General features: G+C 61.0%; 10 protein-coding genes. 4 read left to right on the forward strand and 6 right to left on the reverse strand.

Annotated elements, in window-relative coordinates:
- Positions 1-2: 2 nt before the first annotated feature.
- The gene (locus AAGS40_RS25300; RefSeq protein ID WP_345817197.1) at positions 3-953 is read right to left on the reverse strand and encodes a LysR family transcriptional regulator; all 951 of its coding nucleotides are present in this window, start codon (positions 951-953) and stop codon (positions 3-5) included.
- 131 nt (positions 954-1,084) lie between these two features.
- On the opposite strand from AAGS40_RS25300, the gene AAGS40_RS25305 reads away from it, so the two are divergent.
- The 3 genes from AAGS40_RS25305 (at position 1,085) to AAGS40_RS25315 (ending at position 4,260) form a co-directional block, all read left to right on the forward strand.
- A complete protein-coding gene (locus AAGS40_RS25305; protein ID WP_345817198.1) occupies positions 1,085-2,515 on the forward strand; it encodes a sulfatase-like hydrolase/transferase in 1,431 nt (476 codons plus the stop codon).
- Positions 2,516-2,570: 55 nt separating this feature from the next.
- On the forward strand, positions 2,571-3,878 hold the full coding sequence (locus AAGS40_RS25310) for an MFS transporter (protein WP_345817199.1): 1,308 nt from the start codon (positions 2,571-2,573) through the stop codon (positions 3,876-3,878).
- Between the two features lie 118 nt (positions 3,879-3,996).
- A complete protein-coding gene (locus AAGS40_RS25315) occupies positions 3,997-4,260 on the forward strand; it encodes a DUF3761 domain-containing protein (RefSeq protein ID WP_345817200.1) in 264 nt (87 codons plus the stop codon).
- A gap of 58 nt (positions 4,261-4,318) precedes the next feature.
- Here AAGS40_RS25315 and AAGS40_RS25320 read toward each other — a convergent pair whose 3' ends face one another.
- The 3 genes from AAGS40_RS25320 to AAGS40_RS25330 form a co-directional block, all read right to left on the reverse strand.
- Positions 4,319-5,599 (reverse strand): FAD-binding oxidoreductase, encoded by a 1,281-nt coding sequence (locus AAGS40_RS25320; RefSeq protein WP_345817201.1) that lies wholly within the window; start codon positions 5,597-5,599, stop codon positions 4,319-4,321.
- Between the two features lie 626 nt (positions 5,600-6,225).
- Positions 6,226-7,563, reverse strand: coding sequence for an MFS transporter (locus AAGS40_RS25325; protein ID WP_345817202.1), 1,338 nt, complete (start codon positions 7,561-7,563; stop codon positions 6,226-6,228).
- Positions 7,564-8,343: 780 nt separating this feature from the next.
- The gene (locus tag AAGS40_RS25330; protein WP_345817203.1) at positions 8,344-9,102 is read right to left on the reverse strand and encodes a hypothetical protein; all 759 of its coding nucleotides are present in this window, start codon (positions 9,100-9,102) and stop codon (positions 8,344-8,346) included.
- Between the two features lie 580 nt (positions 9,103-9,682).
- Here AAGS40_RS25330 and AAGS40_RS25335 point away from each other — a divergent pair.
- Positions 9,683-9,943, forward strand: coding sequence for a hypothetical protein (locus AAGS40_RS25335; RefSeq protein ID WP_345817204.1), 261 nt, complete (start codon positions 9,683-9,685; stop codon positions 9,941-9,943).
- 199 nt (positions 9,944-10,142) lie between these two features.
- Here AAGS40_RS25335 and AAGS40_RS25340 read toward each other — a convergent pair whose 3' ends face one another.
- Entirely contained in the window at positions 10,143-12,386 is a 2,244-nt protein-coding gene (locus AAGS40_RS25340; protein ID WP_345817205.1) for a xanthine dehydrogenase family protein molybdopterin-binding subunit, read from the reverse strand.
- Positions 12,387-12,969: 583 nt separating this feature from the next.
- Entirely contained in the window at positions 12,970-13,905 is a 936-nt protein-coding gene (locus AAGS40_RS25345) for a LysR family transcriptional regulator (protein ID WP_345817206.1), read from the reverse strand.
- Between the last annotated feature and the right edge of the window lie 193 nt (positions 13,906-14,098).

Below are 14,098 nucleotides of genomic sequence, written 5' to 3' on the forward strand. Positions count from 1 at the left end.
AATCAGTCGGCCATCGACCGGCATAGCCGCTCCTGAACGGCGCCGACGCATTCGAGCGCCGCAGGCAACACGGGATTCACGGACGACGTGCTATAGAACAACTGCACCGTTTCGAGAAAGCTCGCGCCAGGTATCGCGAGGATGGCGAGACCGGCGCGGCTGGCTCGCTTACGCGCAACCGCCAATGGCATCAGTGCGAGAAATGGGTAGTTCGCCAGCATGGCCTCATTGGTGGGCAGCGAAATGGATTGCACGCAACCGTCCGGGAACGCGATCCCCGAACCGGCAAGCCAGCCTTGCAACGCGAGGTAGGTGGGCGCCTCCTTCGGCGGCAGGATCCAGGGCAAACCGGCCAGGTCTTCGACTACAACGTTTCTGCGGCTCGCCAGCGGATGATCTCGCCCGCACACCACGACGATCGGATCGTCCATGATGGCGCGCGACGCAAATTCGCTCTTACCGAAACCTGCCGGCTCGGTGCGGCTCAGTACACAATCGAGCGATCCGTTCGCGAGCATCGGAAAGAGCCGGTCGCTGGTCGCTTCGTGCAAGGCAACGTTGACGTGCGGCGCGCGCCGCTTCAGTTCAAGTATCAACTCCGGCGCGAATACCGGCAGCACGGTGGCAACGGCACCTACAGAAATCTTGCCGGAAAGGCCACTCGTGAGCGCGTCCACTTCGTAGCGCGCCTGTTCGAGCTGATGGAACACCTCTCGCGCGCGCCTCGTGAGCGTCTCGCCGACGGCCGTTAACTCAAGCCGGTTGCCGACCCGCGTCATGACCGGCACACCGAGGCCAGCCTCGAGTTCGGCAAGCTGTTTCGATATGGCCGGCTGCGTCACATTCAGCCTGTCAGCAACCAGCCGGATCTGGCCAAGACTGGCGAACAGGGTGAGCAGCCTGAGGTGGTTCAACTTCAATCCGGCCTGGAAAAACCGCTCGATCGGGTCCACGACGCTCCTCATTGCGAATAACTTATGGTTATGCGCTTTCGAAAAAATGTCAATTGATCGTCATGCGTGTGCGGACCATCATCGGGTACAGGAGACAGCCGCACCCACAGCGCGCCCTGATAGACCCACATATGAATGCCACTAACGTACTGCTCATTCTGTCGGACGAACATCAGCACGACCTGATGGGCTGTGCCGGCCATCCGTTCATTCACACCCCTCATCTGGATTCGCTCGCTGCGCGCGGCACGCGCTTTTGCAATGCGTACACGCCGTCGCCGATCTGCGTGCCGGCGCGTGCCAGCCTCGCGACAGGGCGCTCGGTGCACGAGATCCGCTGCTGGGATAACGCTATCGCGTACGACGGCGCGACGCCGGGTTGGGCGCAGTATGTGACCGCGAATGGCATGGTGACCGACTCGATCGGCAAACTGCATTACCGGGGCGACGCAGCGCCTGTTGGATTCCGCCGTCAGCACCATCCCGTGCATATCCTCGATGGAATAGGCCAGGTGTGGGGCTCTGTGCGCAATCCGTTGCCGCACACCATGGGGCGCTCGCCGCTCTACGACAACATTGGCCCAGGCCTGTCGAACTACAACCGCTTCGACATGCGCGTGGCCGATACGGCCGTCGATTGGCTTGGCGAACAGCGCGACAACCCGAAGCCCTGGGTACTGTTCGCGGGCCTCGTCGCGCCGCATTTTCCGCTGGTCGTACCGCAGGAATTCCTCGATCTCTACGATCCTGACAGCATCGAGCTGCCGCTGCTGCATCCGTCGAGCGGTTATGAGCGGCACCCGTGGGTCGAACGGCAGGCGGTTCATATGGACCATGACGCCGCGATCGGCAGCGACGCGCGGCGCCGTCTCGCAATGGCCTGTTATTTCGCGCTGGTCACTTTCCTCGACGCGCAGGTCGGAAAGATTCTCGCAGCGCTGAAATCCAACGGCCTCGACGAAACGACCACGATCATCTACAGCAGCGATCATGGCGATAACCTGGGCAAGCGCGGCATGTGGAATAAATGTCTGATGTACCGCGAGTCGACCGGCGTGCCGATGATCGTTGCCGGCCCCGGTATTCCCAGGGGCCACGCGTGTGAAACACCTGTGTCGCTGATCGATATCCAGAACACGATCCTGGAGCGCACTGGTTGCGTGGCCCCCGGCAATACCAGCCCGGGCGAATCGCTCGCAAAACTGGCCAATGCGCCGGATCGGCGCGGGCGGCTTGCGTTCAGCGAGTACCATGCCGTCGGCTCGGAGACAGCGGCCTATATGCTCGCGGATGCGGACTACAAGTACCATCACTACGTCGGCTTGCCGCCCGAGCTGTTCGATGTGCGCAGCGATCCGCAGGAGTTGCGCGACCTGGCGGCGTTGCCGGAGTACGCTGATGTCGTCGCTCTCTTCGAGCGGCGTCTGCGGGAACGGCTCGATCCTGAAGGCGTGGACTTGCTCGCGAAAGCGGATCAGGCGCGCCTCGTCGAGGCGTTCGGCGGACGGGAGGCCGCGCTGCGAACCGGCACACCCGCGGCGACGCCCGTGCCGGTCGAATGATATCCGGCTCGATCGCTCGTGCAGCGCATAACTAATAATCGACGGAGACAACGCGATGGCCTCAGCAGACCTGGCAGCGACGGCGCATGAGCCGACGCGGCAAACTCGATGGAAGACGGTCATCCTCGCGAGCCTCGGTGGCTCACTGGAGATCTACGACTTCATTATCTACGGCGTATTTGCCCGTGAAATCGCGCGCCAGTTCTTTCCGGCCGCGGACCCGATCGCGTCGTTGATCAGCACCTTCGGTGTATTCGCGATTGGCTACGTGTCGCGGCCGCTGGGCGGCATCGTGCTCAGCAGTCTCGGCGACCGCTTCGGGCGGCGGCTGGTGTTTCTGGTTTCCGTGCTGGCGATGTCGGCGTCGACGATCGGCATCGGACTGATTCCCGGGTACGCGTCGATCGGCGTGATGGCGCCCGTACTCCTCGTGCTGCTGCGCCTGACGCAAGGGTTTTTCCTCGCGGGCGAATTGCCTTGTTCGATCACCTATGTGGTCGAGGAAATCCCGCAACGCGCGAGTCTCGTAAGCGGGCTCGTGATCTTCTGTCTGAACTCAGGTGTGCTAACCGCCACGCTGATCAGCCTCGTGCTTCACGCAGGCTTGAGCGCAGAGGCCGTGTTGTCTTTCGGCTGGCGGATTGCCTTTGTTTTCGGCGGGGTGATCGGGCTCGTCTCATACTGGTTGCGCACGTCGCTCGAGGAGTCGACGGAATTTCAGCGCCTGCGCAGCCATAAGGTCAAGCGTCCGTTCCGGATCGTGCTGACGGACTATCCGAAGCAGGTGACGGTGGGCGTCGGCGTGGCGGGTATCGTGAATGCGTCGAACAGTCTGCTGTTCGTGGTGTTGCCGTCGTACATGACCACGGTGCTGCATATCTCGCCAAGTCTGGCGAGCGCCGGCCAGAATGTGGGCATTGCAACGATGTCGGCGTCGCTGCTGTTCTTTGCCTGGGTCGGCGATCGCCTCGCGCCGCGTCATTGGCATCGCATCGGCTCGCTCTTCATGGTGCTCGGCAGTTATCCGTTTTACCGGCTGATCGCCGCTCACGAAATCGATCCGGTCTTCGCGTTCGTCGTAATTGGCTTTGTCGGTGGGCTGGTCAATGGGTCGTATGCGTATCTACTGGCAGATCTTTTTCCGACCAACGTGCGCTTTAGCGGTATCGCGTTGTCTCTGAATCTCGCTACCGTCATCTTCACGGGCATCACGCCGCTCGTCGTGACCCAGTTGTTGCACAAGACGGGTTCAGCGGCCGCACCGGGACTCTTTCTGACTGGCGTTGCCGTGATTGCGTTGGCGGCCGGATTGGGCATGAAACGCTATGGCGGACAGATCGGCCGTAGCGCGGAAAGGCGTTGACTGATACAGATACATAACGGTCGACAAATGATGTGACAGACCCGCGACGGACGCTCGCTGAGTCGCCCTGGTATAGTTGCGCAAGAAGAATGAAACCAGCAAACGCAACCGGGACTCAATGAAGCATCTTCTATTTGCCGCACTGATCGGCATTGTCGTTACGCCTGCTTTTGCCTACAGGTCGGAGCCGGACGAGTCGCAACTACGCGAACACCACCAGTACACCAACAGGTCTGGTCAGCACGTGCACTCACCGGCTCACTCGCGCACCGGCGGTGTGCCCACTGGCGCGACGGCTCACTGCGGCGACGGTACGTACAGTTTCAGCCAGCATCACTCCGGCACATGCTCTCATCACGGTGGGGTAGCGGAGTGGGAGTAATGCATTGGCGCACTTCCGTCGCGCAAGTGGCGTTTAGGGTGAGGCCAGACGCGTCGATTCACGCTTTCGGTCTGATGTTCTGGTTGACCCGGAAAAGGTTGTCGGGATCGTATTTCGCCTTGATCGAGGCAAGGCGGGCATAGTTTTCCCCGTAGCTCAGCTCGACCCGGCTCTCTGCCTCGTCTGCGTCCAGGAAGTTGATGTAGCCGCCTTCCAGATTGAACGGGTGGATCGCCTGCCAGTATGCGCGGCCCCAGGTCTTAAGCGCGTCGGCGTCCTTGGGGTCCGGGCTGATCGCGGCAATGACCATCGAAAAGGACGCGTCCCGCGCGCTCCACGGCGTGGCATCTTTGGGCACCCGCCGAACTGCGCCGTCGATGGGGTAAAGGTGCATCAGGCAAAAGGGCGTCGGCGCCTTGAGCGCGTGAGCGATGTGCACGTCGATCGCCTCGTCAGGCAGCGCCTTGACGAAGTCACCCTTCCAGTACCACTGCAGACCTTTAGGGAAAAACGGATCGAACAGGCTGTTGATGGCCGTCCATGGCATCTCGCCCATCCAGTTAAAGAGCGGGGCGGGCAGTTTGTCCAGCAGCGAGGCCATCAGCTGCTGGCCGTCTGCAATCGCGCCGTTGTATGCGCCGATCAGAGCACAGGCGCGTGTGTTCCAGTGCTCCTGCGGGAAAGGGTCGGTCGGCGGCACGGTTTTGAGACCGACAAAAAGACCGAGCTCTTCGGGGGCGTGTGGAATGAAGTCTCGGTAAGTCGCCATCACTTTTTTCGCGTCCCTGGCGTCCCAGAAGATTGGACCCGCGAACACCGATTTGGCGCGATGGGCCTGAAACAGGAAACTGGTGACGACCCCGAAGTTACCGCCGCCACCTCGCACCGCCCAGAAGAGGTCGTCGTGCTCGTCCTTGTTAGCGGTGACGAAAGAGCCGTCTGCAAGCACCATGTCCACCTCCAGCAGATTGTCGATCGTGAGGCCATGCTTGCGCGTGAGGTAGCCGGTTCCTCCGCCCAGGGTCAGACCTGCGACTCCTGTGCTGCCGACGATGCCGAGCGGGACCGCGAGTCCAAACGCGTGGGTCGCATGATCGAGGTCCGCTGCCGTGCAGCCTGGATCGACACGTACAGTGCGGCTCGCCGGGTCGACGCGCACGCTGCGCAGGTGCGACTGGTCGACGACGAGCCCATCGTCGCAACTGCCCAGACCGGGCCCGCTGTGTCCGCCTCCGCGGATCGCGAGAAGCAGTCTGTTCTCGCGCGCATAGTTGACTGCCGCCATGACATCGGCGGCGTCGGTGCAGCGCGCAATCACCTTGGGCCGCTTATCGATCATGCCGTTGTACAGCGATCGTGCTTCGTCGTAGTCACTGTCCGACGGACCGATCAGCCTCCCGTGAAATCCCGGAATTGCAAACTCGTTCATGACGCTGTCTCCTTAAAGAGTTACTCCATCCGGCGCCGGCGCATGTTGCGCCGCCGTGGCAGGACGCGTTAAGCCTGAGCACCGGCAAGCGCGATGTCGGCCGCGCCGGATCCATCGGCATCTACGCACCTGTCCGGACTCTTCAGAATCTGGCTTCGCCATTCACTTGATAGAAAGCATAGTGCTATAGCGCAGGGACCGGAAGGCGCTTCCGATTGACGGCACTGACAGCAAGACGAGCGAGCACGCGTCGAATGAAACGCAATCAATCGTCGGCTGGTTTGAAGCGCCGGACGCGGCGCTAATTGGTCATATGAACGGCTGCCAGCAGTCGGTCCGAGGGTAACGTTAGCAATGAATGGCTGACTTCATGAACATGCAGGCATGGTCCGGACCCGCGTTCGTAACAGATGAGGCTCGGCGCGTTTGCGCTAATCACTTACACAGACCGGCTGAGCAAGCTCGGCGTCCTGCCTGACAGAATTGCGCGAGACTTCGTCGGACTGCACGGGTTTGTCTGGTTGCAATCGGCGACGTTACTCGTCCTTGCAATGTTGGACGTCGATGGCCGTGTTTCGAGTCTCTCGCGGCAAAGCGCCGGACCGAGCCATGCGTTCGTGCGGCCGAACTCCTTTGCCGCGACGATCGGTGCGCACCATATGATTCAGGAGTGCGCACAATGCGAGTAAGGACCCGGTGACGAAGAAAACGGGCGAAAGTCCAACATGGGCGCCGATCTGGCCACCGATCAACGGGCCGATAACCTGTCCGGAAAACTGCGCTGACTGGAGGTAGCCAAGCACCGTGCCGGAATGATGCTCGTCGGCGGAATGTCGCACCAGTTTTGCGATCGATGGCAGCAGGCCGGCGATTGTCATTCCCATTAGCCCGCGCAGCAGGGCCAGTTGCCACCAGCGTGTCACGAAAGCTTGCGGGAGCAGGACGAGTGCGGTCGCCAGAAGGCAGCCGATGATCACGTTCCAGCCACCGACGCGATCGGCGAGTGCGCCCAAACGGGGTGCCGTAAGCATGCTGCCGAAAGCGGACGCGGCCATCACGATACCCGCGAACTGGGCGAGATGATCGCGCGGTACTCCTAAACGGCCGATGTAAACGGTGATAATCGGTTCAATCGACATATTGGCGAGCAAAACCATCATAGCCGTGACGAGCAGCGCGGGGATCACGTAGCGGCTCGCCTGCTCACGCGGTGATGCCGCAGCGGTGCGCTGGCGCCTGGCATCTTGCGCGCTGTCGAAATCTTCTCGGACCAACATGATCGTCGCGACGGCGGCGATTGCAATCATCGCGCCGCCGACAAAGAAGGTGCCGCGAATGCCGACGAGTCCGGGCAGAAAACCGCCAACCAGCGGCCCGATCAGATTGCCGGACAGCGCACCGGTTGATAACACGCCGAGCGCCCATCCGGCCCGCTCGCGCGGCGCCTGCGTGCCGATCATCACGATTGAAGCGGACGCATAGCCGCCAATCAAGCCCGCCAGCAGACGGAGCACGACCAGTTGATTGACGGTATGGGCAATGCCGATCAGTGACATGACGACCGCCATGCCGAGCGCCGCACGCACGAGCATGGGCTTGCGTCCATAGCGGTCGGCCAGACGGCCCCAAAGCGGCGCGGTGATTGCCGTACCAAAGAAAGTTGCACCAAACGCGATTCCCGACCATTGGACGATCGCGGCCGCCGATTTCATGCCAAGTTGCTCGACATAGAGCGGCAGGAACGGCAGCAGCATGCTTAGGCTCACGAGTGTCGTGAATGACCCGAAGACGCACACGGCCAGGTTGCGTTTCCAGTAAGCATGATTTCTTTCTGCGTACGTCGGCCGTACGCCTGGGTTTGCTGATTCAGTCATTTTTATAGAGCGGCAGTGGCTTGATGACGCTCTTCAGACTACCCGTGTGTGCCGTCGAGGAAAAATGAATAAATGGGATGACGGTGATCTGATTTGGTGATGTTGGTTCGGGGGAGGGGGCGACTAACCTGTTCGGGAGGTGGCTCTTGCACATACCTTGAGCAATTACAGTCGTCGTATGGGTGTCGATTACCTGATTCTCGCGCTGTAACAAAGGCGATAAGCGCCCCAATGATCCGGGGGGTCGGTGGAAGACGACTTGATGGTCTGGCCATCCAGAAAGAGATCGCTTTGGGGTAATGCACGGCAATGGCGTCGACTCATATCTGGACTGAACTTTTTCCAAGTCAGCTTGATGGCCACTTGAGGCGGAAAAAGGACCGATTTGCGATCGCCGTTTGACGCTTTAATTACGGCAACCGTGCGCTGTTCTTAAGGCCAAAGTTTCTACCGCCGGCGCAAGCGTAGTCCTTGCCTCGCAGCAATTCAAAATAGGCGAGTTAAAACAACGTTCGTCGCTGCTATTTTTGCTACTCATTATTCGGGACCGGTGCCTTTGCGTCGCGCCGGCATCCCGAGATGAAAGGCAATCAATCAATCAATCGCATCGCAGACAAGTTGCGATGACGTACTCATTCCGCGCCCGTGCCTCGCTCTTTTAATGATGAGAAAAAGAGTTCGGGAAGATCGACGACGGCGTTAGCTATCGCTCGTCTTCCCGGTTGCACGATTAATGCAAAGCGTCAGGTCAATACTTCGTGAGACCCGACCAAGGTCAGATTATTTTGTTGCGGCGAGCACGAACGCATCAGAACGGTTCGGCAGCGTCGCGGCAGCAATAATTGCATTGTTGTTCGCCTCGACAACACCGGTGACTGTCTGGCCGGCATACAGGCAGGGCGCGGCACCGAACGTAATGGACGTATCGTAGTAGTTGCCGTTTGAATGCGGTTTGAGCGAACCCGTGAAAACACAGCCGCTCACCCCACGTCCTGAGATCGAACCGTCGGTTGCGAGGGTCATCGTGACAAGTTCAGCCGTCTTCGCCGATCCCGCAGCGCCGCTGTAGGTTCCGGCGATCGATGCAATGCTTGGCGACTGATTGTTCAATGTACTGTACGTACCGTTAAACGTCGTGGCACTGCCGGATGAAGGCGTGATGGAGCCAGAAATGTTGCTCTTCGCGGTGTAGGTCGCATTGACGGTTTCACCGGTCACGGAGTTGCGTCCGACGACGTAGTTCATCGCATTCGCAGACTGAAAACTTCCCGAGCCGCCGGTTGCAGTACCTTGCACGAGTCCTAAAACATTCGTGGCCGTGTTGACGTAGACAAAATAGTACGCGCCGCTATCGAGAATGATGCCGGTGATCTGGTCACCGGACGAGTCGGTCCCAGTATAGATACCTTGGGCATCCGTAGGCACTGTCGGGGCGTTGGCTACGGCGCCCGTGCTACTGCCACTGCTGCTACCGCCGCCGCCGCCGCATGCGGCAAGTACAAAAGCAGACACAATCCCCGTGAATACGATTTTTTTCATGTTGGCCTCTCATTACCCCGGTTCTAAAGGGCCGGGCTTCCCCCGAATCTACTTTGGTCGAATACCCAATCATTTTTTAATGCTGTCCGGCGATGCACTGCCAAATGCTGCTGGCAATGCCTGAACACTTCGCCGAGCGCGTCATTGCACGCAGGCGAGAATATACGTCAAGTAAGATTGTGTAAGTTAAGTTGAAGAGTGGTTTTGCGATTTCGCAACATTGGCGTGTAAAGCAATTGACTGGACGTGCGTCGACAGAGATGTGCTGTATTTTTCAGGCGACGCCCGATTTGTCGACGGTGTTTTCGGTGACTTCGTGGGACCGCCGCCAAGGAGTGTCGCCTCTGCTCCACAGCAAATGGCGAGGCACGGACGATTGTCGGTGTCGAGCCAAATTTAATGCTCGAAGCATACCGGCGCGAACGGCCGTTATCGGCCGCTTCGAGTTGATCATGACAGCAACATCGCAGCTACTCGCACTGTTCTAATTCCGAGCGTGGCAATTGCTGCGAAATCACCGGCGGCGTAGGTACGTCGCTTGCGCGTCCCATCCTTATCGAAACCAGATAAAGGAGTTCTCATGACCGCCACTCACACAAGCTCTCCCGAGCAGGAACCGGGCGGCAGCGCGCCGCACGTTGAAGAAGACCGCGATCCGGCCGTGCAGTCGGGGACGCACGCGCCGGGCGGCGCACTGCCTGATGCCGACATTGCCGACGAGCGTGTCGACAAGGTCATTCCACGCGATCCGAAGGAGACGGCGTTGCACGATCATTCGATGGGCGACAGTGACGCGCGCGATACGCCAGACGAGACAGGCGGCTTGCCGCGGGCACTGTAAGTCCATCGCGGACCCTGACCGCTTGCAACGGCACGCCAGAAGCCGTGCATCGGCCGGGGTCACATGGCCTGTTCTTTGTGCCGCCACCGTCAGTCATTGCCTCACCGAGTAGACGTTCCCGATGAAGCCATCCCACCTTTCGGACCCGACTGCCCCCGGAGCAGAATCCACCGGCTAAAACGCCTGACGCGGGTCCGCTCTACAAGAACCCAATAAATCCCGAGTCCCTCACCGGCGAGCCTGGCGAAGATGTCGACGACGGCGCTGCGTCGTTCTCGTTCTCTTCCCACAGCGCATCCACGCGGATCGGTGTCTGCCGTACTCGCATTTCCGTTGCATGCCGGATGGCATTGGCAATCGCCGCATTGACGCCAATCACGCCGATTTCGCCGAGACCCATGAGCGGCAGAGCGTCATCCTCCGGCATGGCGACGAATAGTGCGTCAACTTGCGGTACGTCCGCAGCGACAGGGAGCAGATATTCCTCCAGGTTGTCGTTCAGATAGCGGCCGGAAGCGCGATCAGTCACCGTCTCTTCCAGCAACGCGGAGCCCAGACCCCACGTCATGCCGCCGCGCAACTGGTTGAGCGCCGTTGTGCGGTTGACGATCCTGCCCCCCGCAAACGCGCCAAGCAGTCGTAAGACGCGGATCTCCCGCGTGACGGCGTGAACCTGTACTTCGGCGAACTGTGCGCCAAAGACCCAGCGCGGCGAGTCGTCGATTGTCGACAGCGCGAGCTTGCCGTGGCGCAGCCTGTCGAGTGCCTCGGGTGCGCCGGACTCGGCCGTTGCCGCCAGTTCATCGATTCCGGCGCGTGCCATCCATTGTCCGACCCCGCCGCTGTCTTCGATGTGTATGCCCGCGCCGCCGATCTCGCCCATCTTCCGTAGCAGCATGGCGCAAGCGCGATCCAGCGCTGGCACGAGACTGCCTGTCGTCGACGAGCCGCCCGAGATGCCAGCCGGCGGCAATGCGGTGTCGCCGAGCCGAACGTCGATCCGTTCGATTGGAACCGCCAGCGCGGCAGCTGCTGTCATGGCCAGGATCGTATAAAGGCCGTTGCCGATTTCGTGATGCGATGTGTCGACACGCACCCGGCCGTTTGCCGACAGCACGACTCGCACCACGGCAGGGCCCACCTTGGCGGGTCGCGCAGCGCTTGCGCAGCCGAGTCCGACGAGCCAATCACCGACCCTCGTAGGGGCCGCGCGCCGGCGTGCCCAGTCGAACGCAATCGCCCCCGCGTCGAAGCACGGCATCAGACTGCGTGGTACGAATGGCCTGCCCGTGAGGTAATCCACGCTCGTGTCGTTCAGCCGCCGCAACTCGATCGGGTCCATGGCGAGTTTGGTCGCAAGTTCATCTATCGCACTCTCAAGCGCGAACAGGTAAGGCACCTCGGGCGGCGCGCGCATCGGACCCGGAGTGTTCGAATCGATGCGAACGAGGCGCTCCGATGCCTGCACATTCGCAATGCCGTAGAGGCTTGCAGTGACGTCGGTGCCTTCCATCGCAAAGCTGTCGAAGCGGGAGGTCGACGCTTCGGCATCGTGTAAAAGCGACGTGATCCGGCCTTCGCGCGTCGCCCCGAGGCGAATCCGGTGCCGGCTCATTGCACGATGATTGGCAAGCGAAAAACACTGCGCGCGCGTGGCCACGAAACGTACCGGGCGCCCCAGCCGCCGTGCAGCCCAGGCGATTGGCGCAGTGTATTGCGCGAGCGCCAGCTTGGACCCGAAATGGCCGCCGATGAACGGGCAAACGACTCGCACATCACGAGCGTCCATGTCGAGCTGCCGGGCGAGGCCGTGTTTGACGGCGCCGAGATAGCGGCTCGTATCGTAGACGGTCAGATGCGGGCCGTCCCAGACGCAGGTCGTCGAAAAAAGCTCTATCGGATTGTGATGCTGGATCGGCGTACGGTACGTCGCGTCGATCCGCACGGCCGCGCTGGCGTAGGCCGCGGGCGCATCACCTGTGCAGACGTCCTTGTAGCCTTCGTGCGCGGCGGCGAGCGGTTCGGTCAACGCGCGAGGATCGTCGAGATCCAGTGCGGCCTCGTCGACCTCGTAGTCGATTTCGATCCGTGCAGCGGCTTCGTCTGCGGCCTGCTGGGTTTGCGCGACGACCAGCGCGACGATTTGACCGGCGTAATGGATTTCAGCCGATCCGAGCGGCAGCGCCGAACTGTTCGCGTAACCGCCCGCCATCAGGTGCGGCACGTGGGCGATCGCGTTTCCAAGGTCAGCATGCGTAAAGACGCCGAGTACGCCATCGACGGCACGAGCGCATGTCAGTTCGAAGCGCACGATGCGTCCGCGGGCGATGTGGCTCGTTACCACCGATGCGTACGCGAGGCCTGGGAACACGAAGTCCGCGGCAAACTGCGCGGAGCCGGTGACTTTGGCAAATGCGTCGACCCGAACGGGTGGTGCGATCATGGATTCCATTTGCAAGCCCTTACAGATAGAAGGTCGTGCCATTTGTTCAGACCGTGAGCCTGGGCGCCAGGGCCAGGTCGGCACATGGTGCGGTGGAAGCCGCTGGCGCCAGGCCCGCTCGAATACGAACCGTTCTGGTTCAGCTTGCCACGCTTATCCTCGCTCTGCTTGGTGTGGCTTCGGCATCGCTCAATCGGCTAAAGAATGCCTGAGTGCGGCCCTGTTCGCTTGAGCCATTCCGCGCCGCGGTTTTTGAATCCTTGGAAAATCGCAACTAACGGTCAAGCCGCAACCCGTAGTCCTTACCAATCAACTGCGGCTTCGCAGGAGAGGGGGCCTCCTTGCGTGTTAGGGCATCGCGCTGCGGCGACACGGTGACAGCCTGCGCGCATTCCCGCGATGTTGGGATCTTGCCAGTGAGCCAACGATCGCGTCGCCCAAGCATGCCGGCAACCATTCTGATCTATTGGCTCCCCAAGTCGTCGCTTCGGCATCAGGTGCGCAACGAGCTTCTCGTCTAGAACTATGCTGTCGCCGTAGGAGCCGCTCCGCTTGCGGGCCATCCGATGTGTCGCGTTCGTATTCAGCGATCTTTCGTGTCGTGTGGCGGCTCGTCACCCGTGATGGTCGACGCCCGGTGCAGCTCGTCGCCGATGATCTCGATCAGCGCTTCGGCCGCCGCGCTCAATGGGCGGCGGGGATGACTGACGCAGAGAATATGTCGCACGATGCGCGGCGCCAGGATAGGACGCGCGCGCAACGTGCCGTGCCGCGCCGCCCGCTCGACGACGATGCGCGGCAGGATCGTCGCAAAGCGCGTGTGCTCGACGAGCTTGAGAATAGTAGACAACACGTCGATCTCGAAACGCGGCGCGAGTAGTAAATCCTCGTGCTGGGCGGCGCTGTCGAGCACGCCGCGCAGACCATGACGCTTGGTCGGCAAAACGAGTTCGAGTTCGGACAGTTGCCCGAATTCAATCGCGTGCGGCAGATCGGGCCCATGCACGGCGCTGGTGGTCAGCACCATCTCCTCATCGAGCAACGGGCGCGCATCGAGCGACAGACGGGCGCGCGGCTTGTTGATGATGGCGGCCTCGAGCTGCCCGCCCGCAACCCAGTCGATGAAGGTTGCGCTATAGCCGTCGGCGACGGTCACTTCAACCTCGGGGTAGCGCGCATGATAGCGCGACAGCGAGTCCGCGAGCACGCTTTCCGTCACCGATGCGATAAGCCCGATGCCCACATGCCCGGTCACCACTTCGTCGCGTTGCACGAGTTGCTGCCGCGCATGCGCAAGGTCACGCATGATCGGCAGAAACAGCCGGTACATCAGACGGCCGGCGGCGGTCGGCGCCATGCCGTGCGCGCCGCGCTCGAACAGCTGCTGATGCAGTTCGTCTTCGAGTTTCGCAATCTGCATGCTGAGCGCCGGCTGCACGATGTTGAGCCGCTTGGCGGCGCGTGTGACCGATCCGTCCTCGAACAACGCGATGAAATACTGAATTTGCTTGAGATCCATGCTTCCCTGATGGCATCAGCAATGCTAATACGGTTTGGCGCGCTCATCAGTTCGCGAACAGGCGCCGTTCTTTGGTGGCCGCATCAGCCTCCAACCCTGCAAGGCCGTCACAGCGGCTCATTGATACGCGTTTGTAAGGAGCGTGTCATCCGGGCTAATACCGATATAAGAAGCGATGATTCATCGCATCAAA

The sequence above is a fragment of the Paraburkholderia sp. PREW-6R genome (assembly GCF_039621805.1).
Lineage (GTDB): Bacteria > Pseudomonadota > Gammaproteobacteria > Burkholderiales > Burkholderiaceae > Paraburkholderia.